The sequence below is a fragment of the Microbacterium sp. FW305-3-2-15-F-LB2 genome (genome assembly GCF_058787255.1).
Genome location: NZ_JBYSZO010000001.1, coordinates 1237088 through 1262434, shown reverse-complemented (window position 1 = coordinate 1262434; position 25347 = coordinate 1237088). Strand labels below are relative to the sequence as shown.

Below are 25347 nucleotides of genomic sequence, written 5' to 3'. Positions count from 1 at the left end.
CCGCCTGACGCGCCCGGGGCCGCGCTACGCCCGCTCGGCCGGAGTCCGCCGCACGACCGGCACGACCGCGGTGATCGCGGGGTGCACGAGCCGCAGCTGCGGCTCGAGCCCGAGGTCCACCAGCACCAGGCGACCGGAGAGCTCGGGACCGCGTCCGCGCAGCGACCCCGCTTTCACCGCCCCGAACGTCACCGTGATGTCGGCGGGAAGGACGGCGGCATCCGCCTCGCCCGAATCGGGGTGCAGCCCGCTGGGAAGATCGGCGGCCACGACCCGCACGCGTCCCTCGAGCACTGCCGGCAGGAGCGCCTCGACGACGGCGCGGGCGGTCCCCCGCAAGCGTGGATCGGCGGAGGCGCCGATGCCCAGGATGCCGTCGAGCACCAGCACGTGATCCGACCCGGCGGCGCAGATCTCCGAGGCATCCCGGAGCCGGGCCCCCGCAGCGAGGGCCGTGTCGAGAGCCTCGCGATGAACGCGGTCGCGGGTGAGCACGACATCCACGCGGGTGCCGCCGCCGGCGATGTGCGCGGCGGCGAAGAGCACGTCTCCCCCGTTGTCCCCCGATCCGGCAAGGACCAGGACGGGCCCGGGCGTCCGGACGAGCTCGTCGGCGACGACCCGGGCGAGCGCGCGGGCGGCCTCACGCATGAGCGGACGGCCGGCGGCGAGGAGCGGCGCCTCCGCCGCACGGATCGTGTCGGCGGTGTAAGCGACGATGCGCTCGGTCATGTGGCCCACCCTAGACGCGTGCGGCGAGGTCAGTCGTGGGCGGTATTCTTCGCGATCGTCTCGCGTTCCTTCGTCTCCGCCTCTCGGGCGGCATCCAGTTCGCCGACGGCCGCCTGCACGGCCCGCTCGGCGCGCTGCACACGGAACTGCACGAGCGTCGAGGCCGCGTACTTCGCGCGCACCCGGTCCTCGTCCTCCTCGTGTCCGACCGTGATGTAGGCACCGGCGAGCAGGATCACCTGGCTGGAGAGATTGAGCCACAGCAGCAGCGCGATGAGGGCGGCGAAGGTCGCGAGCAGCGGATTGCTGCCGGCGCCCCCGACGAACAGCCCCGACAACTGCTGCAGCACGACGAGACCGATCCCACCGAGGAGCGCGCCGCGCAGCAGCGTCGCCCGCCGCACCCTCAGTCCGGAGAGCAGCGCGAACGCCGCGGCGACGACCGCGGAGTCGAGCGCGAGGACGACGAGAGTCGAGACCAGCCAGGTCAGGATGCCGGTGACCCACGAATCCGCGGAGATGCCCAGCCAGTCACGCACGACCGTCAGCCCCGCGGTCGCGAGGAAGGTCACGGCCGCGGCCGCCGCGAGTGCGACGCCGACGCCGATCGCGAGCGCCAGGTTGCGCAGGATCACCCAGACGATGAACGTGTCCTCGGTCGTGACGTCGGCGATCTGGCGGAGCGCCGACCGGAGCGATCCGACCGCGCCGATCGCGGCGCCGACGAGGCCGAGCGAACCGAGGATGCCCGCGATGGTGAAGCCCGCGGGCGCCTTGATATCGGCGACGTCGATGAGACCGTCGGGGCCGACCAGGCCCGGGATGGCGCTGTCCACGGCGCGCACGAGAGCGGCGAGCCCGTCCGGGTTCCCCGCGAGCCACAGGGCCGCGAACGAGAATCCGATGAGCACACCGGCGAAGACGCTGAAGAGGGTGCGGTAGGTCACGCTGTCGGCGAGGATGGGTCCGCGCCGCCCCGCATAAACGAGGTAGGCGCGCACGAGACGCTGCTGCAGCGCCCACGCGGTGACGCGACGGAGGAGGTCAGCCATTTCCTCAGGCTAAGCGGGGCGCGCGGATTCTCCGTTCGGGGTTGACCGAGCAGCGGAATCGCCGAACCGCGCGACGCTCGGAGAATCTCGGCGGCGATGGGCGAGAACGCGGGGGCGTGGAGGTGAGCCCGTCACGTGATCGCCCTCAGGAGCACCCACCACGCCCCCACCAGCAACGGCGGCCCGAAGGCGACCTCGGCGCGCCGTAGCCCGGCGAGCAGCGCTCCCGCGGCGGCGGCTCCGCCGCACGCGAAGCCCGCGACGAGTCCCGTGATCACGGCATCCGCTCCGAACCACCCGAGGTGGGCGCCGACGAGCGCGGAGAGCGTGACGTCGCCGCCGCCGAAGGCCGCGGGCCGGACCCCGTGCAGCAGGAGGCAGACGAGGAACGCGGATGCCGCCCCGCCCCACACGCCCGCGACGCGTTCGAGTGCGCCGTCGGCGAGTGCCGTGGCGGTCAGCAACGCCAGCGCGAGCGCGAGGCCGGGGAGCACGAGGACGTGCGGGAGGCGATGGTGGCGGAGGTCGACGACGGCGAGGACGACGCTCAGGGCCGCGAAGGAGGCGAGGGCGACGCCGAGCACGCGGTTACGCGTCGACGACCGACAGATGGACGAGGACGATCCCGTCGGGCTTGATCCCCTCTCGGTCGCGGACCGCGCGTTTCAGCGGCAGGACGTACGCCCCGTCGGACTGGGGGAACACCGAGGTCCGCCAGGTCGACGACCCGATCGTGGCCTCCACGCGGACACCCCCGAAGCCACGACGGTAGGTCTGGGTCTCGCGGACGGCTTCGCTGAGATCGAGCGGCAGGGCGACGAAGTACCAGTCGCTGTCGAGCCGCGCGGCCCACCGGAAGACCTCTCCCTCGAACTCCACGATCACCCGCGTCTCCTTCCGATCGCGTCACCCTACCCCGGCGCCCGGAGCCGCCCACGCCGTTCTCCCGTGGGGAGGAGCCGTCACGCCGGCAGGATCCCCGCGGCACGCGCCGGGTCGGCGTAGGCCAGCGCGAGAGAGGCGACGGTGTCGTGAGCGTTGAGACCACTCGGGTTCGGCAGCACCCACGTGGGCACTCCCGCGATGCTCTCGTCTTGCCGCCCCGCGACGGCCTTCGGGCGTTCGAAACCCTGACGGTAGGCGGTGAGACCGACGACGGCCACGGCGCGCGGATCGAGGGCGGCCACGCGGGTCTCCAGCGCCGCGGCGCCCGCGCGGAGTTCCTCGCGGCCGAGTTCGTCGGCGCGCGCCGTCGCCCGGGCGACGAGGTTGCTCACGCCGATGCCGGCCGCGAAGATCATGGCGCGGTCGGCGTCGTCGAGGGGTCCGGTATAGGCGGGGAGGCGCGGGAGGACACCCGCCGCGACCAGCGCGGGCCAGAACCGGTTGCCGGGCCGGGCGAACGGCGTACCGGTGGCCGCCGTCCACAGACCGGGGTTGATGCCCACGAAGAGCAGCCGGAGCCCGGGCCCGACGAGGTCGGGGATCGTGGCATCCCGGTACGACTCCAGCTCGGCGCGCGAATACCCCACGAGACCACTATGACCACATTCCTCCGCCCGATGCGCGGTTGTGCCAGGATCGGCGGAATGGATGTCGTTCCGGCTCTGACCGAGGTCCCTCCCGCCCAGTTCGTCATCGTGGGCGACAACATCCGCCTCGCGACCTACTCGTGGGGAGACCCCGAGGCGCCCCCGGTGCTGTGCGTCCACGGCTTCGGGTCGAGCACGCGCGACAACTGGGTCAACACCGGTTGGGTTCGCGATCTTCTGCGCGCGGGCTTCCGGGTGCTCGCCGCCGACCAACGCGGCCACGGCCTGAGCGACAAACCTCACGACGCCGACGCCTACCGCATGAGCGCGCTCGTCTCCGACCTCGTCGCGGTCCTCGACACCTACCTGGTCGACCAGGTGCGTTACCTCGGGTACTCGCTCGGCGGCCGCGTCGGATGGCAGCTCGCCGTCGACGCGCCCGAGCACGTCGAACGCGCGGTGCTCGGCGGCATCCCGGACGGCCGGCCGCTCGCGCGGCTCCAGGTCGATCAGGCGCGGGCGTTCCTCGATCACGGCGAACCGGTTCAGGATGCCACCACCCTGCGCTACATGTCGCTCGCCGACCGCGTGCCGGGCAACGACCTTCGTGCCCTCGTCGCGATCGCCGAGGGGATGCGCCTCGGCCAGACGGATCCCGACCCCGCATCGCCGCCGCAGCAGCCGGTGCTCATCGCCACCGGCACCGAGGACCCCATCCACGACCAGTCGACGCGCCTGGCCGGTCTCCTCCCGCACGGGGAGTTCGTCGACATCCCGGGGCGGCACCACGTCAACGCCCCCGGTGCCCGCGCCTTCCGCGAGGCCGGGGTCGTGTTCCTCGCGCGCGACATCTGAGCGCCCACCCCGCGCGGAGAGCGGGCGGGGTCACGCGCCATCGTCGCCGGTGCCCGAGCCGCAGACGTACACGGTGGTCGGAGCATCCGTCGCGGGCGTGCAGTTCTGCTCCACCCACGCGCGGATCTGTGCCGAGGTCGTGCCCGTAGAGGAGGTGGCAGCACCGCTGCCGTTCGCCCCACCGAAGGCTCCCCCGCCCGGACCACCGATACGGTCCTGACCCCCGATGACGTACCGTAGCTGCCCACTCTCGACCAGCGAGATGAACCGGTCGAGGGTCGGCGCCGCGTCCGTGCCGTTGAAGCCGCCGATCGGGAGGACGGATTCGCCATCCGACGCCACGATGAGCGGCGCCGCGGTCTGCGCCCCGAAGGTCGCCGCGAGGTAGGTCGCCCCACCCCGGTTCGTCTCGAGCCACGACAGCAACGCGCTGGTGTCGCCGCCGGACCCCCCGAGCCCGCCGGTGCGGCCGTCGGCTCCGCCACCACCCCGGCCGTCTCGCGCGGCGCCGCCGGTGGGCGCCCCGGGGAAACGGCCGGATCCGCTCGCACCCGGTCCACCGTTCGGGGCTCCGGCGAATCCGCCCGCGGCAGGACCGCCGTTCGCCGCGCCGGCGAAGCCACTCCCGCCCGCCGCGGCGCCCCCGCGGCCGCCGAACCCCGACGCCATCTCGGACACCCCGCCGGCGACCGGGTTGATCGAGCTCGGGTGGGCGATCGTCACGGCCGACCACACCGTGGGAGTCAGAAGCAGGCCCACGAGCATCGCCGCGGTGGTGACGATCCGCGTGCGGTGACGGGTGAACAGCAGCGCGAGGGCGACGACCGCCGCGACGGCCTGCGCGAGCGCAACGGGGATGGTGTACCCGCCCACGGAGAAGCCGATGGCGAGCGCGGTCACCGCGGCGACGGCCACGATCGTCGCGACGGGCCAGGTCTTCCGCGCCCGCCGACTCCACGCGAGCGCGGTCGCCACGACGAGTCCGAGGGGAACGGCGAGGGCGGCCGTGTAGAACTGGTGCATTCCCGCGACGGTCGAGAACATCGCTCCGAAGGTGAGGGTCCACACCGTCAGCAACACGGTCAGGGGTCGCGGGAAGCGAAGGATCCACAGCACGACGAGCGCGATGAGGGCCGCGGGGATCAGCCAGGCGATCTGACCCGCCAGCTGCGCGTTGAACAGACGCAACACGCCGGGGCTGCCGGAGAAGGGCGGGGTGAACGACTCGTACGCGGAGCTGTCGTCCGTCGCACCGAAGCGGCCGAGTCCGTTGTACCCGAACACCATCTCCCACGGATCGTTGCCGAGGGTGCTGCCGATGTAGGGGCGGCTCCCCGCCGGGACCAGCGACACGATCGCAACCCACCACAGCGACGCGACGGCACTGACGGCGCCCGCGGCGATGAGGTGGCCGATCCGGCGCCGCCACGATTGCGCGGTGCACAGGTACGCCGCGGCGAGCGCGGGCCACACCGCCCATGCTTCGAGCATGTAGAACTGGAACGACAGCCCGATCGCCGCGCCCGCGACGACCAACCACCCGAGACTGCGCGCCTGGACGGCTCGGACCGCCGCCCACGCCGTGATCGACAGGCCCAGCACGAAGAATGACTCCGGCTGGTTCGAGCGTGCGACCGCGACGAGGATCGGCGTCACCGCGACGATCGCGCCCGCGAACAGACCCGCCCGCGTGCCCGCGAGGCGACGGGCCGTGACGGCGGTGATCAGCGCCGCACCGACGGCAGCGAGAGCGTTGGGGAGGATCACCGCCCATGCCGAGTAGCCGAACACCCTCACGAAAAGGGCCGGGATCCAGAACGACCCCGGGATCTTGTCGAGCGTGACGGTGCCCGCCGGGTCCATGGCCCCGAAGAAGAAGTTCGACCAGGACTGGCTCATCGACACCGCGATGGAGGCGTAATAGTCCGACGGCGCGCCGTCCCACACCTGCCAGGCGGTCAGCACGAGCGCCAGGGTGCCGACGGCGACGAGGCCCCACACCCAACCACCGCCACGCGGCGGTGCGGCCGTGGCGGTCCGGGCCAACGGAGTGTGCGGAATGGTGAGTGCGGCGGTCACCGGCGCATCGTAGGCATCCGACCACTAACCGACGCCCTGCGCTCCCTATGGACGAGCGATGGATGCCGCGATGCGGTGCATCACCGGGCGGTGACGCTGAGCCGGGGAGCGTTGGGCGCCGCCGTGGCCGCCATCTGCACGCCCACCCGTACGGTCTGCCCGGAGGCGAGCGCGCTGGCCCACCCGTCTCCACGGCACGTCACGGTGCTCGAACGGACGTCGCACGTCATGCCCCACGCGTTCGTCACCGCCGTCGCCCCCGGGGACGACCACGACACCGTCCACGCCGTCACCGCGCCACCGGTTGCGGTGACCGTCAACTCGGCGACGTACCCCTCGCCCCACGAGCTCTGCGGGATCCAGGTGGCCGCGATCGCGGCGGGAGCGGAGCTCACGGTCGGCTTCGGCGTCGCGGTCGGCTTCGGCGTGGCGGTCGGCTTGGGGGTGGTCGTGGGCTTGGGCGTCGGCGACGCGGTCGGCTTCGGAGTGGACGTGGGCTTCGGCGTCGCGGTCGGCTTCGGCGTCACGGTCGGCTTCGGCGACGCGGTCGGCTTCGGCGACGCGGTCGACGTCGGCTTCGGCGACGCGGTCGGCTTCGGCGTGACGGAGGGGGTGGGGGTCGGCTGCGCGACCGGCGTGAGGATGGGCTGGAGAGCCTTCAGCTTCGCCGTCTGCGGGGTACGCCAGTCGTCTGTCACGAGTCCGCCGGTGTCGCCGCTGTTGGGGTTGAACGACCAGTAGGCGTAGCTGATCCCGCGTTTGGCGATGTAGCCCACGAGCGTCGACAGCCAGGTCGCGTCGCTCGGGGTCTCCAACTTCGTGCCGAATTCACCGAGAAGGACGGGCGCGATGTTCTCTTTCGCGAGATAGCCCCAGTTGGCATCCCACAACGGCTCGAGATTCGCGGGGTAGCGCGCATCCGAGAACCACGACTGCGCGTGCACCGACGCCGGATAGTCGTGCGGCGAGTACACGACCTGGTTGGCGACCGACAGCGTCACCGGCGCGTTCCGGACGTCTTTGAGCCCGCCGCCCCACCAGGTGCTCGAGCCGTCGTTCTGCCGCTCGACGCCCTCGATGACGATCAGCAGACGCGGGTTGACCGCGAGGACGGCGTTCCCCGCCCGCGTCGCCGCCGCGCGCCAGTCGCGCGCGGGATCACCGCAGTTCCAGCACGCCGGCCCGTGCGGTTCGTTGTGCAGGTCGACGCCGATGACGGTGGAATCGTTCTTGTAGCGCGCGGCGAGCATCGTCCAGTCGTCGATCCACCGCTTCTCCGAGTACTGCGCGGTGTACCAGAGCTCGCTCTGCGATCCCGAGTCGGGACGGTGGCGATCGAGGATGACCGAAAGTCCCCGCGCCTTCGCCCGCGCGATCACGGTGTCCAACAGCTGGAGCGGCGTCAGCCTGTCGAGCCCCGGGTTGACGTAGGCGTTGATCGAGGTCGTCGCGGACGCCGCCAAGCACTCCGTGGAGAACGGCAACCGAAGGGTGTTGAAGCCCATCCCGGCGATCGTCGTCAGCCCCTCGTCCAGTGAGATCGACCACAGCCCGTGCGGGGCGCAGTTCGACGTCTCCATGCCGAACCAGGCGGCGGCCTTGATCGAGTAGGGGCTGCCGGTGGACGTGATGATGGTCGATCCGCGGGTGGACAGCCATCCCGGCAGGCTCGCGGCCGAGGCCGCCGGCGCTGCCACAGCCCCGACCATCAGCAGCCCGGCGACCGACGCCACGGCGGCCGCACGCATCCACGCGCGCCGCACCCACGTCCGCTGTTCCGCCACATCTGCCCCTGCCCGTTCGGGTCATCGTAGCGGTCGCGAACGCCGCCGGGCATCGCCCCCACGCTCATCGCCCGTCGGCGGAGCGCGGCGAACGATGGGCCCGGTGCACGACGAGGGCGAGGTGCAGCGCCGCCAACACCTCCCCGTCATCGAGATCGACGCCCAGCACCCGCTCGGCGAGGTCGAGGCGCTGGTAGAACACCGAGCGCGAAACGTGCGCCGCCGCCGCCGCGGCGGTGCGATTGCCGGGGTGGGCCACGATCGCGGACAGCGCGGCGAGCAGGTCGCGACGCCGGGCGGGCGGGGCCGCCAGCACGGGGGCGAGGAGGAGCTCGCCGTGCTCGAGCAGGCGGTGATCCCCCCGCAGCGACGACACGAACCGGACGAGCGGATGCCGCACGACCCAGTGCACTTCGCCGTCGGGGAGATCGCCCACTTCGGCGAGGTCGAGCGCCTGCTCGAGGGAATCGAGCAGGGCGGGCACGGCCGCCTCGCCCGCCGCGCCGTCGACACGAGGACCGACCGACAGCCGGGGCGGCGACCCATCCCCGCGCAGGCGTGCGAGGAAGCGTTCGGCCGCGGCACCCGCGAAGGTCGCCGACGCGGGCACGGCCAGCAGGATCGGCATCCATCCCGCCGCCCGCTCGCTCGCTCCGCGGGGCGTCCCGCACAGCGCACGCCCGCCGAGGTCGGCCGCCGCAGCCTCGACGGCGGCGGCCGTGGAGCCGTCGGCCGCGAGGCCGATCAGCGCAGTATCGGTGAGGTCCACGCGCGCGGCCCCCAGCAGGGCGACGACCTCCTCGGCGGAACCGTAGCGTCCGCCCAGCAGCGCGTCCATCAGACGGCGGCGGCCGAGCCGCGCCCAGTCGTCACCGTCGGGATCGGCGAGGCGGCCGAGGGCGAGCGCGGTCGCACCCTGCTCGAGCACGGCCCGACGGCCGGCCGGATGCCCCGGGCCCGCGAGAGCGACGAGCGTCGCCCACCGGATGCCACGGGCCTCCACCGGCACGATCGAGCGGCCGTCGTCACCGTCGTCGCCGAAGCGGCGTGATCGCTCCTGCCATTCGCTCAGGACCGCGGGCTCGGCGCCCGCGAGATCGGCGACGATCACTTCGTGCGCCAGAGATTCCAACACGACGGGCGCGCGCAGCGTGTGGGCGAGCCGCTCCACGACGTAGTCGGCGGGGGCGCCGCGCAGGGCGAGGGAGGTGAAGAGGGTGCGGACGTCGTCGCGGGCGCGCAGGGCCGCCGTCTGGTCGTCGATGATGCGCCGATGCACCTGCTCGGTCACGGCGACGAACTTGATCTCGCGATGGAGCGCGACCAGGGCGAGTCCCGCGGCCGCCGCGGCCTCGACCACGACGGCGGGCACGTAGCGGTAGTGCGCGCCGAGCTCGATGACGATCCCGACCAGGCCCGCGCGCACGAACTCGGCCACCAGGGCCCGCAGGTCCGCCGGTTCCGCGGGCCACGCCGACGCCGTCGTCAGGAGCAGCTCCCCGCCCTCGAGGAGGCGCGCCGCGCTCGGGCTGTCCGAGACGTGCACCCACCGCACGGGCGTCGACAGCGCCCCGCCGCCGACGAGGACCTCGGGCGCCCCGGCGGCGAGCGCGGGAGACTCCAGCACCTCGCCGAGGGTGGGCAACCCTCGGTCGCCCGGGGTCTCCCCGGCATCCGGACGATCTGTCCGGGAGCGCTCATCTTCGCGACGATCAGCCATGCGCGCTCGCCCCTTCCGTGCCGCAGAATCGGCAGTGAACACCCTACGGCGCCCCCGGTCGATCTGTCCGGACGACCGAGAATCTCGAGGAGGATCCGCATGACCGTCATCCACCACCACATCAACGGTGCCGCCCACGGCGCCGCGGAGCGCACGGGCGATGTCTTCGACCCCGCCACGGGTCGCGTGCAGGCGCAGGTCGCCTTCGCCTCGACCGCCGAGGTCGACGAGGCCATCGCCGCCGCGAAGGCGGCGCTGCCCGGGTGGCGGGCGACGAGCCTCATCAAGCGCGCCGACGTGTTCTTCCGGCTCCGTCACCTCCTCGTCGAGCGCACCGACGAGCTCGCCGCCATCATCACCGCGGAGCACGGCAAGGTGCTCTCGGATGCCAAGGGCGAGATCAGCCGCGGCATCGAGAACGTCGAGTTCGCCGCCGGGCTCGTGCACCTGCTCAAGGGCGAGCACGCCGAGCAGGTCAGCCGCGGCGTCGACGTGCACTCGGTCAAGCAGCCCGTCGGCGTCGTCGCCGCGATCACTCCGTTCAACTTCCCGGTGATGGTGCCGCTGTGGATGACCGCCTCGGCCATCGCCTGTGGCAACACGGTCGTGCTCAAGCCCAGCGAGAAAGACCCCTCGGCGTCGATCTTCCTGGCGAAGCTGTTCGAGGAGGCGGGCCTCCCCGCCGGTGTCCTCAACGTCGTGCACGGCGACAAGGTGGCCGTGGACGCGCTGCTGGACTCCCCCGACGTCCGCGCGGTGAGCTTCGTCGGCTCTACCCCGATCGCGAGGTCGATCTACTCGCGTGCGGCCGAGAACGGTAAGCGCGTGCAGGCCCTCGGCGGCGCGAAGAACCACATGGTCGTCATGCCCGACGCCGACCTCGACTCGGCCGCCGACGCCGCCGTCTCGGCCGCGTACGGCTCGGCCGGCGAGCGCTGCATGGCCGTCTCGGTGCTCGTCGCGGTGGGCGACGACGTGGCCGACGCGCTCGTGGAGAAGGTCGCCTCCCGCATCGAGGGCCTCAAGATCGGCCCCGGAACGGATGCCGCGAGCGAGATGGGTCCGCTCATCACGCGCGAGCACCGGGACAAGGTGGCCTCGTACGTCACCGGCGCAGCGTCCGAGGGTGCCGAGGTCGTCGTCGACGGAACGACGCAGCAGTTCGACGGCGACGGATTCTTCATCGGCGTCTCGCTCGTGGACCGCGTCGCCCCGGGCATGAAGGTGTACGACGACGAGATCTTCGGCCCCGTCCTCTCGGTCGTCCGGGTGGCGAGCTACGACGAGGCCGTCGACCTCATCAACACGAGCCCCTTCGCCAACGGCACCGCGGTGTTCACGCGCGACGGCGGCACCGCACGCCAGTTCGAGTTCGACATCGAGGTGGGTATGGTCGGCGTGAACGTGCCGATCCCCGTCCCCGTCGGCGCATTCTCCTTCGGCGGCTGGCGCAACTCGCTCTTCGGCGACTCGCACATCTACGGCCCCGAGTCGATCCACTTCTACACGCGCAGCAAGGTCGTCACCACCCGGTGGCCCGACCCCAGCGAGAGCCAGATCAGCCTCGGTTTCCCGAGCAACCACTGACCAGCGGCATCCGGAAAGGAACGATCATGACCCTGACCTCCCCCGACCTCGCCGCCGACGCGCAGGTGCGCGCCGACGACCGTGCCCACGTCTTCCACTCGTGGAGCGCGCAAGCGCTCATCGACCCGCTCCCCGTCGCCGGCGGCGAGGGCGCGACCTTCTGGGACTACTCCGGCAACCGCTACCTCGACTTCGCATCGCAGCTGGTGAACCTCAACCTCGGCCACCAGCACCCCGACCTCGTCGAGGCGATCCAGCGACAGGCGGGCGAGCTCGCCACGATCCAGCCCGCGATGGCCAACGGCACGCGGGGCGAACTGGCCCGCCTCATCTCCGAGGTCGCTCCCGCCGGCATGTCGAAGGTGTTCTTCACCAACGGCGGGGCGGATGCCAACGAGAACGCCGTCCGCATGGCGCGCCTGGTCACCGGCAAGCGCAAGGTGCTCGCGATGTACCGGAGCTACCACGGCAACACCTCGACGGCGATCACCCTCACCGGTGACCCGCGCCGCTGGGCCAACGAGCCGGCCGACGCCTCGGTCGTGCACTTCTTCGGCCCGTACGCCTACCGCTCGGCGTTCCACTCCGCCTCCGAGGAGGAGGAGACCGCCCGCGCCCTCGAGCACCTCGAGCAGACGATCATCCTCGAGGGTGCCTCGACGATCGGAGCGATCATCCTCGAGACCGTCGTCGGCACCAACGGCGTGCTCGTGCCCCCGCCCGGCTATCTGCCGGGTGTGCGCGCCCTGTGCGACAAGTACGGCATCGTCTACATCGCCGACGAGGTCATGGTCGGCTTCGGCCGCATCGGAGAGTGGTTCGCGGTCGACGCGTTCGACGTCGTCCCCGACCTCATCACCTTCGCCAAGGGCATCAACTCCGGCTACGTGCCGCTCGGCGGAGTGGTGATCTCGGATGCCATCGCGAGCCACTTCGACACCGTGACCTTCCCCGGCGGCCTGACGTACTCGGGCCACCCGCTGGCCTGCGCCCCCGGGATCGCGACGTTCGAGGTGTTCCGCCGCGACGGGATCCTCGAGCGGGTGCGCGACCTCGGCGAGCGCGTCGTCGGCCCGCGTCTGCGGGAGATGGCCGAGAAGCACCCGTCGATCGGCGAGGTGCGCGGTCGCGGACTGTTCTGGGCGATCGAGCTCGTGCGCGACCGCGAGACGCGCGAACCCCTCGTGCCGTTCAACGCCGCCGGGGCGGACGCCGCCCCCATGGCCGCGTTCGCCGCGGCGTGCAAGAAGGCCGGCCTGTGGCCCTTCACGCACTTCAACCGTGTGCACGTCGCCCCGCCGCTCGTCATCACCGAGGACGAGCTCGTCCGCGGCCTCGACATCATCGACGAGGCACTGACCGTCGCCGATGAGGCGGCCACGGCGTGAAGACGTTGAGCAATGTGGTGGACGGGGTGGCGACCCCGCCCACCGGGCGGATGCTCGATCTGGTGAGCCCCGTCACGGGCGAGGTCTACGGCCAGGCGCCCTGCTCGACCGCCGACGAGGTGGATGCCGCTTTCCAGGCGGCATCCCGGGCCTTCGCGTCGTGGCGGCTGACGACACCGGCGGCGCGACAGCTCGCGCTGTTCCGGCTCGCCGACGCCCTCGCCGAGAATGCCGAGGAGTTCGCCGACCTGGAATCGCAGGACACGGGCAAGCCGCGCGCGACGCTCGTGGCCGACGAGATCGACCAGTCGGTGGACCAGTTGCGGTTCTTCGCCGGGGCCGCGCGCGATCTCGACGGCAGGGCCGCGGCGGAGTACGCCGAGGGATTCACGTCCTACGTGCGCCGCGAGCCGATCGGCGTCGTCGCGCAGGTGACGCCGTGGAATTACCCGCTGAACATGGCGATCTGGAAGATCGCCCCGGCGATCGCGGCGGGGAACACGGTGGTGCTCAAGCCCAGCGAGACGACGCCGCAGACCACGGTGCGGCTGGCCGAGCTGGCCGCCGGGATTCTGCCGCCGGGAGTGCTCAACGTCGTCCTGGGCGACCGCGAGACCGGGCGCGCGCTCGTCGAGCACCCGACGCCGCAGCTCGTGGCCATCACCGGGTCGGTGCGCGCGGGCATGCAGGTCGCCGAGTCCGCGGCGCGACAGGTCAAGCGTGTCCACCTCGAACTCGGCGGCAAGGCACCGGCGATCGTCTTCGCGGACGCCGACCTGGATGCCGCGGCGTCGGGGATCGCGCAGGCGGCGTTCTTCAACGCCGGGCAGGACTGCACGGCCGCGACCCGCGTGCTCGTGCACTCCTCGCTGCACGACGAGTTCGTGGAGCGCCTGGTGGCATACGTCGCCGAGCACGTGCGCGTGGGCGCACCGGACGACCCGGACGCGTTCTTCGGTCCGGTCAACAACCCCGACCAGCTGGCGCGGGTGCAGGAGTTCGTCGACCGACTGCCCGCGCACGCGCGGGTCGCGACCGGGGGCGTGCGCGTCGGCGACACCGGCTGTTTCTTCGCCCCGACCATCGTCACCGGGCTGCGGCAGGACGACGAGCTCGTGCAGAACGAGGTCTTCGGCCCCATCCTGGCGGTGCAATCGTTCGACGACGACGCGGAGGCGCTGGACATGGCCAACGACGTGCCGTACGCCCTCGCGGCATCCGTCTGGACCCGCGAGCACGGACGCGCGATGCGCTTCAGCCGCGACCTCGACTTCGGGTGCGTGTGGATCAACGCCCACATCCCGTTCGTGTCGGACATGCCGCACGGCGGGTTCAAGCACTCCGGGTACGGCAAAGACCTGTCGGTCTACGGCTTCGAGGACTACACGCGCCTCAAGCACGTGATGTCGAGCCTGGCCTGACGCTCCTCAGGCGCCGGGCGTTCCCGCCTCGTCGGGGGCGTCCGGCGCCTGCTGCTGCCCGGCTGCCGGTGCGTCCCGAAGAGCCGCAACGCGCCGCGCGTGGTCCACGGCGCCCTCGAACCCGGCATCCGGGTCGTCCATCAGGGCCCGCGTCGCGAGCGCGTGGACGCGGACGTCGTCGTCGTCAGACTCGGATGCAGCATCGACGGCGGGACGCGCCTCTTCTCCCACCATCACGAGCGCGCGGCTGAGGCTGCGCCGCGTCTCGATGTCGCCCTGGCCGAGATGGTGCGCGAGCGCGACGGCGAGCGAGGCCCGCTCGGCATCCGGCACGAGCCCCGCCGCGGCCCGCCAGGCGGCGCGCGCGACGGCGGTCTCCTCGTCGTGGAGGAGCGCCGGGGTGATCGCCGACCAGGTGTCCGGGTCGCCGATCTTCGACAGCGTGTGCAGACCCTGGCTCCGCGCCTGCGGGAAGGGCGATCCCAGCTCCCGCACCACAGCCGGGACGACGCGCCCGGCGTCGTGGCGCGTCAGCGCCCACGTGAGCATGTCGCGGACGAAGAAATCGGGCTCGACCGCGCACCGGTCAACCAGCACGTCGATGAAGAGGTCGTTCGGGCGGGTGCCGGCATCCATCGCCGCGCGCAGACGCTCGGAGGCATCCGTGCGTTCCAGGGCCGCGCGCAGACCCGCCGTGATGTCGCCGTCCGTCATGCCCGACCCTTCCGTTCGTCGCCCCGCCCAGCTTGACATGCTGCGGGCGGCTGGAGCCCGTCGCGGGCGCAAGCGCGCGAGAACGACGGTTTCCGCGTTGTTACGGGTCGGTGAATGTCAAATCCACCATTGAAACGGCTGGTGAACGACTGATACCGTCGCCCCATCATGAGCATCTCCACGGAACGACGTCCGGTTCTCGACAGCGTGTCGAAAGCCATCGTCGAGCAACTCCAGGAGGACGGCCGCCGCTCCTACGCCGAGATCGGCAAGGCGGTGGGTCTCAGCGAGACCGCCACGCGGCAGCGCGTGCAGAAGCTGCAGGACGCCGGTGTCCTGCAGATCGTGGCGGTCACCGACCCACTCCAGCTCGGCTTCGCCCGCCAGGCGATGATCGGCGTTCGCGTATCGGGTGACACCCGTGTGATCGCGGCCGAGATGGCGGAACTCCCGGGCGTGACCTACGTCGTCTCCACGGCGGGATCGTTCGATCTTCTCGTCGAGGTCGTCTGCGAGAGCGACGACGACCTCATCGACCTGCTCAACGATCGCATCCGGTCGCTGCCCGACGTCGTGGCCACCGAGACGTTCGTGTACTTGAAACTCCACCGACAGCTCTACAACTGGGGAACGCGATGACGCTTCACGAAATCGACCTGCAGTCCGATCTTCAGGCGAAGGCCCGCGACCACCTCTGGATGCACTTCGCGCGCCAGTCCGTGATGACCGAGGGTCCGGGCGTCCCCATCATCGTCAAGGGTGAGGGACACCACATCTGGGATGCCGCGGGCAAGCGGTACATCGACGGTCTCTCGGGCCTCTTCGTCGTCAACGCCGGCCACGGACGTCGCCGTATCGCGCAGGCCGCGGCGAAGCAGGCCGAGGAGCTGGCGTTCTTCCCGTTGTGGTCCTACGCCCACCCGGCGGCGATCGAGCTCGCCGACCGCATCGCGCACCTCGCCCCCGGCGACCTCAACCACGTGTTCTTCTCCACCGGCGGCGGCGAGGCGGTCGAGACGGCGTTCAAACTCGCCAAGCAGTACTGGAAGACGCAGGGCGAGCCCAGCAAGCACAAGGTGATCTCGCGGGCGATCGCCTACCACGGCACCACGCAGGGTGCGCTCGCCATCACGGGCCTGCCGGTGATGAAGCACATGTTCGAGCCGGTCACCCCGGGCGGTTTCCGCGTGCCGAACACGAACTACTACCGCGCCGAGGAGTCCGGCTTCGGCGGCGGAAGCCCCGAGGAGTTCGGACTGTGGGCGGCCGACCGGATCGAGCAGATGATCCAGTTCGAGGGTCCCGAGACCGTCGCGGCGGTCTTCCTCGAGCCCGTGCAGAACGCCGGCGGCTGCTTCCCCGCCCCGGCCGGCTACTTCCAGCGGGTGCGTGAGATCTGCGACAAGTACGACGTGCTGCTCGTCAGCGACGAGGTCATCTGCGCCTTCGGCCGCCTCGGCTACTACTTCGGCGCCGAGGCCTACGACTACCAGCCCGACATGATCACGTTCGCCAAGGCCGTCACCAGCGGGTATTCGCCGCTCGGCGGCACCATCGTCAGCGACCGCGTCTACGAGCCGTTCGCGCACGGCGACGCCTCGTTCCCCCACGGCTACACCTTCGGCGGCCACCCGGTCTCGTCGGCCGTGGCAATGGAGAACCTCGACGTGTTCGAGGAGGAGGGGCTGCTGGAGAACGTGCGCGCGAACTCCCCCGTCTTCCGCTCGACGCTCGAGAAGCTGCTCGACCTCCCGATCGTCGGCGACGTGCGCGGCGACGGGTACTTCTTCGGGATCGAACTCGTCAAGGACAAGGTCACCAAGGAGACCTTCGACGACGACGAGTCCGAGCGCCTGCTGCGCGGTTTCCTCTCCAAGGCGCTCTTCGACGCCGGCCTCTACTGCCGCGCCGACGACCGGGGCGACCCCGTCATCCAGCTCGCCCCGCCACTGACGATCGGCCCGTCCGAGTTCGACGAGATCGAGCAGATCCTGCGCTCGACGCTCACCGAAGCCTGGACGCGCCTCTGACGCGGAAGCGGATGCCACCCCACCCCGGCGGCATCCGCTTCTTCGTCCCCCGCTCCCACCCCGAGCGGTGCACCCGAAGCTCCACCCGACATCACTCGCCCCGGTCGGATCCGCCCGATCCCGACCCGCCCCTCTAGGAGAAGCCACGAACGAGAACATCGGTGCCGCCGTGTCGGCACCCTCTGCCTCGGGCGCGAAGCTCGCCCGCACCCTGGGACTCTGGTCCATCGTGGGTCTGGGTCTCGGCTACATGACCCCCACCGTCGTGTTCGACACCTTCGGTCTCGTCGCCGACGGCACCAACAACGTCGTGCCCGCCGCTTACGCGGTCGCGCTCGTCGTGCTGATCTTCACCGCCATCAGCTACGGCAAGATGGTGCGCGTCATCCCGAGCGCGGGGTCGGCGTACACGTACGCCCGCGAGTCGATCCACCCCGGCGTCGGTTTCGTCGTCGGGTGGACCGCCCTCATCGACTACATGCTCCTGCCGATGGTCAACGCCCTCATCCTCCGCAGCTACATGGAGGCGCTCTTCCCCGACGTCCCGGGCTGGATCTGGGTCGTCGTCTTCACGGCCGGAGTCACCGGCGTCATCTACCTGACGATGCGCGGCACCTCGAACGTCAACATGGTCCTGCTGGTGTTCTCGATCCTCGTCATGGCGGTGTTCGTCGTGATGGTCGTGGTGCAGCTCGTCGGCGGCGCGGGGGCCGGCACCGCCGTCTCGATCGCGCCCTTCGCCCACAGCGAGGTGCAGTTCGGCGCGGTCCTGGCCGGCGCCACGATCGTGTGCTTCTCCTTCATCGGCTTCGACGCGGTGTCGATGTACTCCGAGGAGGCCAAGACGCCGAAGATCATGCCCCGCGCGATCCTGCTGACGCTCGTGGCCGGCGGCGTGATCTTCCTCGTCGCGTCGTACTTCACGCAGCTGCGCTTCCCCGATTCCGCGGCCTTCCCGCCCGAGGCGATCGAGAACAGCACGCTGCCCGAGATCGGCGTCCAGGTCGGCGGCCCCGTGCTCCAGGCGGTCCTCACCGCCGCCGGCTTCGCGGCGACCCTCGCGTCGTGGCTCGCCTCGCACGCCTCGGTCTCGCGCATGCTCATGGTGATGGGGCGCAACAGCGTGCTCCCCCGCCGCATCTTCGGCTACATCAACCCGAAGACGCACACCCCGACGATGTCCATCATCATCGTCGGCGTGGTGAGCCTGCTCGCGATCGCCTTCACCCTCGAGCAGATCGCGGCGTACATCAACTACGGCGCGCTCATCGCCTTCACGTTCGTGAACATCTCGGTGATCGCGTGGTTCGCGATCCGCAAGGGTCTGCGCAAGACGCCGGGCGACATCTTCCGGTACATCGTGATGCCCGCGATCGGCATGCTGCTCACGGGCCTGCTGTGGGTGAACCTCGACACGCACGCGCTCGTCGGCGGTCTCATCTGGACCGGCCTCGGCGTGGTGTACCTCGTCATCCTCACCCGCGGTTTCCGGCGTCCGATCGCCTCGTTCGACGAGAACCAGCCGGTCACGGGCGTCAACAAGACCGTCCCCGGCCCGCGCTCGGAGGTCTGACCCGCACCATCGAGGCCGCGGCATCCCTCGCCCCACGGGAGGGATGCCGCGGCTTCGCCGTTCCGCCGCCCGCACCGGGCCGAACTCCGGAGTTCCGGCCCCGGCAGGCGCCCGCGCCGCGGCCTTCGGGCACGGGCAGCGACTTTCTCCGGAGTTCGGCCCGCCCCACCCGCGGGCCGCCGCGGGGAGGTCGGCCCGCGGGCGTGCGGTGACGGCCCCGGGATCGGTGCCCGCCCCGCCTCGCCGGTAAACTCGAGCCAGTGACCACCACCCGCGCCGAAGCCGCTTACCTGCGCTCGGTCACGGCGTTCAAGAACCCGATGCTCGACCTGCTGCACGGGCGGTTCGCACCGTTCGTCGTGGCCGTGCTGTCGAACGTGTTCTCGCCCGACCGCCCCGCGGTCGCGGTCGCCGACGCCCACGTCGAGGTGGCCGAGGCGATCGACGAGCTGCGCGCCGCCGGGTACGACACCGAGGACGACCGGCGTATCCCCGCCGGCTCGGCGCGCGACATCTGCCGCGGCTGGGTGCGGGTCGGGTGGCTGAGCCTGCAGATCGAGGACGACGTCGAGGTGTACCGACTCTCCGCGCACGCGGTGGGCGCCCTCGAGATCGCCGGACGCGCCGGCGGAGGCCGTGCCCGCGTCTCCCGGTCCCGCGTGCGGACCCTGCTCGACGCCGTCGAGCGCCTGGCCCGCGACGCCGAGACCGATCCCGACCGGCGCCGCGAGGCCCTGCTCGCGGAACGGGCCGCGCTGGATGCCGAGATCGCGGCGCTCGAGGACGGCGTCGTCGAGCCGCCCGATGACGAGCACCTGCTGGAGGAGGCGGAGAACGTCATCCATCTCGCCCGCGAGCTGCCGGCCGACTTTTCGAGGGTCGCGGAGTCGATCGTGTCGATGCAGCGCGACGTCGTCGCCGAGCTGCGCCGTGACGCCCGCCCCACGGGCGACGTGCTGCGCGAATACCTCGAACGCGGGCGCCACGTCATGCAGTCCACGCCCGAGGGCCGGGCCTTCCAGGGTGCGCTGCGCCTGATCGGCGACCCCGAGCACATCGACGACCTCACCGATCAGCTGCACGCCGTGCTCACCCAGCCCTTCGCGCGTTTGATGACCCCCGAGCAGCGCGGAGAGCTGGATGCCATCGCCCGCCGCGTCGAGGCGGGTGTGCTCGAGGTGCTCACCGCTCAGCGGCGGGCGTCGCACGTCATCACCGTGCAGGTGAAGACCCACGACCCGATCCGCGACCGCCAGGTCGACGACCTGCTGCGGTCGGTGATGGCGGGGCTCCATCGCTGGAGCCAGACCAAGACCCCCGGACGGGTCGAGCCGGTGCGCACGCTGCCCCTCGCCGACATCGGCCACCTGCGCCGGTCGCTGAGCGATGTGCGCCCGCCCGGCGCTCCCGAGCCGCTGTCGACCGACGCCGCCGATGTCGAGTTCGTCGACGCCGACACGCGGGCCTGGGGTGGCCCGCACTATGCCGAGCTCGAACGCTATGTCGAGACCCTCGGCGCGCGTTTCGACCTCGCGGCGGCCTTCGCCGGAGCTGACGAACACACCCGACGCCCGGTCGACCTCGTCGGGCTCCTCGAGATCGCCCATCGGGGCGGCCTCACCGAGAGCGACGAGGTCTCGGTGGTCGAGGCCGTCCGCCCCGACGGGACCACCCGCCGCTTCGCCTTCACGGCGGTCACCGCCGTCCGCCCGACAGAAACGGATGCCGATGACTGACGTCGACACGTCCGCCCCCGCCGTGCCCGCGCCGGGCGACGACACCCCCGCCTTCATCGCGCCCGTGGCGATGGAGAACGACCCCGACGCCCTGTTCGCCGGGGACCGCGGCATCCTGGACGCCGACGTGCGACGGGTGCTCGTGCGGGTCCTCCAGCGGCGGTTCCTGCTGGCCGAGAGCTCCCCCGCCGAGTGGAAGCTACTGCTCGAGCACCAGCAGATGATCGAGTCGCGCCTCAACGACCTCTTCGTGCGACTCGTCGTCGACCACGATCGCGGTGTCGCGTACAAGGAGCAGGTCCGCAGCGACGAGGTCGACGTGCCGATCCTGCTGAAGGACGAGGCCTACTCGCGGGCCGAGACGCTCGTGCTGGTGTACCTGCGGACCGTGTTCCAGCGCGAGACCACCGCGGGTGCGCCGTCGGCCCGTGTCGACGTGGAAGAGGTCGAGCAGACCGTGCTGACCTACTTCGCCGAGACCGACGGCACGCGCGCGAGCCAGCAGCGCGCCGTGCGCACGGCGATCGCGCGCCTGGACCGCGAGGGCATCATCGAGGAGGAGTCCGAGGGCCGCTACCGCATCGGTCCGCTCATCGAGATCGTCCTGAGCGCCGAGGTGCTGCGCGATCTCCAGCGGTGGCTGGACGAGCAGACGGCGGATGCCACGACCGCGCCGTCCGACGACGTCGAGGCCGTGGCATCCGGGACCATCCACGAGGAGCAAGACGCATGACGATGCTCGAGACGTTGTTCGGCCTGATCCCCGCCGCGTCACGCGGGCAGCAGTGGGTGGCCGAGGAACTGCAGCTGATCAACTGGGGCGGATACGACGGGGAGCACCGCGTCCGCTTCGCGCCCACCGCGACGCTCCTGTGCGGTGGATCGGGTTCGGGCAAATCGACGCTCATGGACGCCTACGTCGCGCTCATGATGCCCCACACGACCCCGTTCAACGGCGCGTCCAACGGCGCGGTGGTCGGCCGCCCGCGCGGACAGGAGCAGCGCAACATCCTCTCGTACGGTCGCGGCAAGCTCGACGAGTCGCGCACCGACGAGGGCACGAAGGTGCGGGTGCTCCGCGGCGACGGCACCGATACGTGGACGGCCATCGCGATGACGTGGCTCGACCACGACGGCGCCCGGTTCACCGCGGTGCGGGCGTGGTACTTCCCCGCGGCCGCGCGCGTGCTCGACGATGCCGTCAAGGTGCGCGGCACGATCCACGGCGGGTTCGACCTCCGCGCGCTCGAGCGGGCAGCGGCGCAGCATCTGTCCGACTCCGCGGTCCGCGCGACCGGCCTCGACACCCTCGCCACCGACCGCGAGTTCTCCGCACGCCTGCACGCGGTGCTCGGCATCGGGGCTGCCGGCGCCGGAGCGAAGGCCATGAGCCTGCTCGCGCGCATCCAGGCCGGCCAGCAGATCACGACCGTCGACGACCTCTACAAGCGCATGGTCCTCGAGGAGCCCGAGACCCTCGCGACCGCCGAGGCCGTCGTCACGCACTTCGACGGGCTGGAGAGCACCCGCACACGCATGCTCGAGGCACGCCAGCAGGTGCGGGCGCTGCAGCCGATCCGCACCATCACGAGCCGCATCGACGACGCGGCCGAACGGATGCGGATCATCGAGGGGCTCGGTCGCTTCGGCGACCCGACCTCGCGCGCGTCGCTGTGGCGCGCGCAACGCCGCATCGACCTGCTCGGCGCCGTCGAGGACGAGCTGCGCGAACGCACCCACGCCACCGACGCGCTCGTGCGCGAACGCCAGGCGCTGGCCGACGCGGCCGAGGCCGAGCGCGAGGGCTGGGCGACGTGCTGCGCGCGGCCGGCGGCGACCGGCTCGAGGCCGCGCAGCGCGAGCTGCGCGGACTCGAACGTCGCCGCTCGGGCATGCAGCGCGACCGCGACCGGTTCGATGCCGCGCTCGCCGTCCTCGACACCGAGGCGACGAACGCCAAGCAGTTCGCGGCGCTCGTCGACGACGCCCGCCGCACGCTCTCCGACGCGGATGCCAAGAGCGCCGTCCGCGACGCCTTCGTCACCGCCAGCAGCCGGCACACGGCGCTGCGCCAGCAGCTCGCGACGCTCGAAGCGGAGCACCGTCGCACGCAGACGCGCGACGACAACATCCCTCCCCGCCTCCACGAGGCGCGCGAGGCCCTGGCCGAAGCGGCCGGCCTCACCGCAGCGGAGCTGCCGTTCGTCGCCGAGCTCGTCGACGTGCGCACCGAGTTCGAACCGTGGCGCGGGGCGTTCACGCTCGCGCTCGGAGGCTTCGCCACGACGCTCCTCGTGGATGCCGCGCACCTGGCATCCTTCCGCGCGGCCATCGACGGCGTCCGACTGTCGGAACGCCTGCGGTTCGAGGGCGTGACCACGGGTCTGCCCGAACGCACCGGCCTCGACCCCGCGACGCTCCCCGGCCGCCTCGACTATCGGACCTCGCCCTTCACGGGCTGGCTGCAGGACCGCCTGGAGCAGCAGTTCGCGTTCGTCTGCGTGGATGCCGCGCGCGAACTGTCACGGCACCGGATGGCCCTCACCATCTCGGGGCAGAGCAGCCAGGGGGCGCGCGGAGCGCACGGCGGCTCGGCACGGCAGAGCATCCTCGGGTTCTCCAGCCGCGTCCGCCTGACCGAGCTCGGCGAGGAGATCCGCGGCGTTCGTGGCGAGCTCGATCGGGCGAAGACCGCCGTCGACGAGGCGGCCGCCGCCCTCGACGCGTTCGATGACCGCCGGAGCGCTCTCGAGAAGATCGCCGATCTGACCTGGGACCAGGTGGACACGGCATCCGTCGACCGCGAGATCGAACGTTGGACCGAGACGCTCACCGAGATCACGGCCGGCAACCCCCGCATCGCCGAGCTCCAGGAGCAGATCTCCGTCACGCGTTCCCGTGCCGCGCGGCTGCGCGAGGAGATCGGCAGCGCCAAGGCCGAGCAGCAGCGCCTCGCCGCCCGCTGGGCGGAGATCACCGACGAGGTCGACGCGGCGCACGTGCGCCTCGAGGATGCCGAGGACGCGGGGCTCACGCTCACCGACGAGGAGAGCGCCTACCTCGACGCGCTGTTCGTGGCGCCCGCCGGCGAGGACCAGAACCCGTCGCAACGCCTCGCGCGATTCGACGCGGCGCTGGAGTCCGCGTCCAAGCGGCTCCTGGAAGACCAGCGCAGCGCGCAGGAGACGTGGAGCGAGCAGCGCGAGAGCCTGCGGCGCACGCTCACGGCGTTCCTCGACCGGTGGCCGAGCCCGAACCTGCTCGCCGACCCCGACGAGTCGCTCGGCGATTTCGAGCGGATCCTCGCCGACCTCGAGGCGAGCGGGCTGCACGAGCTCGAGGCCGAGTGGCGCGACAGCCTGCTGCGGCTCTCCGGCAACGACCTCACGAACCTCGACTCCTCGCTCACCCGAGCCCTGCGGGAGATCCGCGACCGCATCGCACCGATCAACGACATCATGCGCGACCTGCCGTTCTACGACGACGAGCACCGCCTGCAGATCGTTCCGCGCGAAAGCCAGTCCGAGGTGCGGCGCCGGTTCCGCCGCGAGCTGCGCGACGTGCGCGCGGCGATCGACGCGGCCGCAAGCGACGAGGAACGCGAGGCGGTGTACGGGCGGATGGCACGGCTGATCGGCCGCATCCGCCCGACCGCACCCGACTTCGCCGACCTCATCGACGTCCGCAATCACGTGCGCGTGAGCGCCGAGCGCTTCCGCGCGGCGACCGGCGAACACGTCGCGCTCTACGACCACATCGGCGAGAAGTCCGGCGGTGAGTCGCAGGAGCTCATCGCGTTCATCGTCGGCGCGGCTCTGCGCTACCAGCTGGGGGATGCCGGAGCCGAGCGCCCGCGCTATGCCCCGGTGTTCCTCGACGAGGCGCTCATCAAGGCCGACGCGCACTTCACCAAGCGCGCGATCGGTGCGTGGCGCGGCCTCGGGTTCCAGCTCGTGATCGGCGCGCCGAACGACAAGTACAGCGCCATCGAGCCGCACGTCGACGTCGAGTACGACATCCTCAAGGACACCCGCGGCCGCTCGTGGGCGAAGGCGAAGGTGGCGCTGCCCGCGGAAGTCTGAGGCCCCCCGGGCGGGTCACGACGGGATCGCCTCGGCGCTCCCGTCATCCGGGCCCGTCTCGACGGCGGCAGGCGCGCCTCCGGACGTGGATCCTGCCTCGATGACGGCACCCACGGTCGCCGCCGGACGAGCGGTCCGGTCGACGGCGAACGTGAAGACGTCCGGCCGCGCGTAGTGACCGACGGGGTCGGCGACCACCTTCGCGATGTCGATGGCATCCAGGTCGAGGTCGGCGACGGCCAGACCCTCGTGCGCCGGGTCGAGCGGGTCGCTCAGGAGCGACCCGTCCGGGCCGTAGATCCCCGCCGCACCTCCGCCGGCGAAACCGGGGACGTTGTTCATGACGCCGTTGGCCATGACGACGAACACACTGCCTTCCATCGCGTAGGTGCGGCTCATCGCGATCGACGCCTCCGCCGACAACTGCGCGAGCTGATCGCCGAACGGCGGCCATGCGCCCACGTGGATCTGCTCGTGCTGGGCGTACATGCTGAACTTCAGGAGGGGCTGCAGGTGCTCCCAGCAGTTCAGCGCCCCGAGCCGCCCGAGTGGGGTGTCGATCACCTGCAGGCCTGATCCGTCCCCCTCGCCGAAGAGCGTGCGTTCGACGAACGTCGGCTTCAGCTTGCGACGGTGCAGAAGCACGTCGCCGTCGGGCCCGACGATGAGCTGCGCCATGTACAGCGATCCGTGGTCGCGTTCGCTGAGGCCGAGCACGACGGTGATGCCGTGTGCCCGTGCCGCGTCGCGGATGCGCGCGATCTCCGGGCCGTCGATCCGCGGCGAGTTCGCGCGGTAGGCGTTCACGAGGGGGATCTGTTCGACCGGCGGCATCCCCCACAGGAAAAGGGGGTACCCGGGGAGCCAGGTCTCCGGGAACGCGACGAGGTCGACACCCTCGGTGGCTGCCTGCGCGATGATCTCCACGGTCTTGGTGGTCGTCGCGTCGAGGTCGAACCAGATCGGCTCCGCCTGAACGGCGGCGGCACGAACACGTGTCATGAGGTCTCCTTCCGGACCGCCGGGGTCGGGTCCCCGCCAGCGACAGGAACGCTACGGCCG

General features: G+C 71.5%; 21 protein-coding genes. 11 read left to right on the top strand and 10 right to left on the bottom strand.

Features of this window, described 5'->3' with window-relative positions; all coding sequences use genetic code 11:
* Positions 1 to 24: 24 nt before the first annotated feature.
* From AC3WLZ_RS06090 to AC3WLZ_RS06070, 5 genes are all read right to left on the bottom strand, one after another.
* Positions 25 to 732: an NAD(P)H-hydrate epimerase gene (locus AC3WLZ_RS06090; RefSeq protein ID WP_492469456.1), complete on the bottom strand. Its 708-nt coding sequence runs from the start codon at positions 730 to 732 to the stop codon at positions 25 to 27.
* A gap of 29 nt (positions 733 to 761) precedes the next feature.
* A complete protein-coding gene (locus AC3WLZ_RS06085) occupies positions 762 to 1784 on the bottom strand; it encodes a YhjD/YihY/BrkB family envelope integrity protein (protein WP_412924197.1) in 1023 nt (340 codons plus the stop codon).
* Positions 1785 to 1915: 131 nt separating this feature from the next.
* Complete coding sequence (locus tag AC3WLZ_RS06080) at positions 1916 to 2368, bottom strand: prepilin peptidase (RefSeq protein WP_492469455.1); 453 nt, start codon at positions 2366 to 2368, stop codon at positions 1916 to 1918.
* Between the two features lie 4 nt (positions 2369 to 2372).
* Positions 2373 to 2669 (bottom strand): DUF1905 domain-containing protein, encoded by a 297-nt coding sequence (locus AC3WLZ_RS06075; protein ID WP_492469454.1) that lies wholly within the window; start codon positions 2667 to 2669, stop codon positions 2373 to 2375.
* A gap of 77 nt (positions 2670 to 2746) precedes the next feature.
* A complete protein-coding gene (locus AC3WLZ_RS06070; RefSeq protein ID WP_492469453.1) occupies positions 2747 to 3316 on the bottom strand; it encodes a mismatch-specific DNA-glycosylase in 570 nt (189 codons plus the stop codon).
* A gap of 57 nt (positions 3317 to 3373) precedes the next feature.
* Between AC3WLZ_RS06070 and AC3WLZ_RS06065 the strand changes: the two genes are divergently transcribed.
* Complete coding sequence (locus AC3WLZ_RS06065) at positions 3374 to 4171, top strand: alpha/beta fold hydrolase (protein WP_492469452.1); 798 nt, start codon at positions 3374 to 3376, stop codon at positions 4169 to 4171.
* A gap of 30 nt (positions 4172 to 4201) precedes the next feature.
* On the opposite strand, the gene AC3WLZ_RS06060 is transcribed toward AC3WLZ_RS06065, so the two are convergent.
* From AC3WLZ_RS06060 to AC3WLZ_RS06050, 3 genes are all read right to left on the bottom strand, one after another.
* Positions 4202 to 6250: an ArnT family glycosyltransferase gene (locus AC3WLZ_RS06060; RefSeq protein ID WP_492469451.1), complete on the bottom strand. Its 2049-nt coding sequence runs from the start codon at positions 6248 to 6250 to the stop codon at positions 4202 to 4204.
* 80 nt (positions 6251 to 6330) lie between these two features.
* Entirely contained in the window at positions 6331 to 8034 is a 1704-nt protein-coding gene (locus tag AC3WLZ_RS06055) for a cellulase family glycosylhydrolase (protein ID WP_492469450.1), read from the bottom strand.
* A 64-nt stretch (positions 8035 to 8098) separates the two neighbouring features.
* Complete coding sequence (locus AC3WLZ_RS06050) at positions 8099 to 9754, bottom strand: PucR family transcriptional regulator ligand-binding domain-containing protein (protein WP_492469449.1); 1656 nt, start codon at positions 9752 to 9754, stop codon at positions 8099 to 8101.
* Between the two features lie 99 nt (positions 9755 to 9853).
* On the opposite strand from AC3WLZ_RS06050, the gene AC3WLZ_RS06045 reads away from it, so the two are divergent.
* From AC3WLZ_RS06045 to AC3WLZ_RS06035, 3 genes are read left to right on the top strand one after another with little or no spacing between them, the layout of a single operon-like run.
* A complete protein-coding gene (locus AC3WLZ_RS06045; protein WP_492469448.1) occupies positions 9854 to 11341 on the top strand; it encodes a CoA-acylating methylmalonate-semialdehyde dehydrogenase in 1488 nt (495 codons plus the stop codon).
* Between the two features lie 26 nt (positions 11342 to 11367).
* Positions 11368 to 12729 carry an aspartate aminotransferase family protein gene (locus AC3WLZ_RS06040; protein WP_492469447.1) on the top strand — a complete coding sequence of 454 codons (1362 nt, stop codon included), beginning with the start codon at positions 11368 to 11370 and terminating at the stop codon, positions 12727 to 12729.
* A gap of 50 nt (positions 12730 to 12779) precedes the next feature.
* A complete protein-coding gene (locus AC3WLZ_RS06035; RefSeq protein ID WP_492470947.1) occupies positions 12780 to 14150 on the top strand; it encodes a gamma-aminobutyraldehyde dehydrogenase in 1371 nt (456 codons plus the stop codon).
* A 6-nt stretch (positions 14151 to 14156) separates the two neighbouring features.
* Here AC3WLZ_RS06035 and AC3WLZ_RS06030 read toward each other — a convergent pair whose 3' ends face one another.
* Positions 14157 to 14864, bottom strand: coding sequence for a HEAT repeat domain-containing protein (locus tag AC3WLZ_RS06030; RefSeq protein ID WP_492469446.1), 708 nt, complete (start codon positions 14862 to 14864; stop codon positions 14157 to 14159).
* Positions 14865 to 15032: 168 nt separating this feature from the next.
* On the opposite strand from AC3WLZ_RS06030, the gene AC3WLZ_RS06025 reads away from it, so the two are divergent.
* The 7 genes from AC3WLZ_RS06025 to AC3WLZ_RS05995 all read left to right on the top strand — a co-directional run bounded on the left by AC3WLZ_RS06025 (position 15033) and on the right by AC3WLZ_RS05995 (position 24285).
* Positions 15033 to 15503, top strand: a complete 471-nt coding sequence (locus tag AC3WLZ_RS06025) for an Lrp/AsnC family transcriptional regulator (protein WP_412924185.1) — start codon at positions 15033 to 15035, stop codon at positions 15501 to 15503.
* Complete coding sequence (locus AC3WLZ_RS06020; protein WP_492469445.1) at positions 15500 to 16894, top strand: aspartate aminotransferase family protein; 1395 nt, start codon at positions 15500 to 15502, stop codon at positions 16892 to 16894. Before AC3WLZ_RS06025 ends, AC3WLZ_RS06020 begins: the two co-directional genes overlap by 4 nt.
* Before the next feature lie 169 nt (positions 16895 to 17063).
* Positions 17064 to 18467: an APC family permease gene (locus AC3WLZ_RS06015; RefSeq protein ID WP_492469444.1), complete on the top strand. Its 1404-nt coding sequence runs from the start codon at positions 17064 to 17066 to the stop codon at positions 18465 to 18467.
* A gap of 260 nt (positions 18468 to 18727) precedes the next feature.
* Positions 18728 to 20203, top strand: coding sequence for a DUF3375 domain-containing protein (locus AC3WLZ_RS06010; RefSeq protein ID WP_492469443.1), 1476 nt, complete (start codon positions 18728 to 18730; stop codon positions 20201 to 20203).
* On the top strand, positions 20196 to 20936 hold the full coding sequence (locus AC3WLZ_RS06005) for a DUF4194 domain-containing protein (protein ID WP_492469442.1): 741 nt from the start codon (positions 20196 to 20198) through the stop codon (positions 20934 to 20936). Before AC3WLZ_RS06010 ends, AC3WLZ_RS06005 begins: the two co-directional genes overlap by 8 nt.
* Positions 20933 to 22579 carry an ATP-binding protein gene (locus tag AC3WLZ_RS06000; protein WP_492469441.1) on the top strand — a complete coding sequence of 549 codons (1647 nt, stop codon included), beginning with the start codon at positions 20933 to 20935 and terminating at the stop codon, positions 22577 to 22579. The genes AC3WLZ_RS06005 and AC3WLZ_RS06000 overlap by 4 nt, the downstream gene beginning before the upstream one ends.
* Before the next feature lie 158 nt (positions 22580 to 22737).
* Positions 22738 to 24285, top strand: a complete 1548-nt coding sequence (locus tag AC3WLZ_RS05995) for an SbcC/MukB-like Walker B domain-containing protein (protein WP_492470946.1) — start codon at positions 22738 to 22740, stop codon at positions 24283 to 24285.
* Positions 24286 to 24300: 15 nt separating this feature from the next.
* Here AC3WLZ_RS05995 and AC3WLZ_RS05990 read toward each other — a convergent pair whose 3' ends face one another.
* Positions 24301 to 25287: a carbon-nitrogen hydrolase family protein gene (locus tag AC3WLZ_RS05990; RefSeq protein WP_492469440.1), complete on the bottom strand. Its 987-nt coding sequence runs from the start codon at positions 25285 to 25287 to the stop codon at positions 24301 to 24303.
* Positions 25288 to 25347 lie beyond the last annotated feature (60 nt).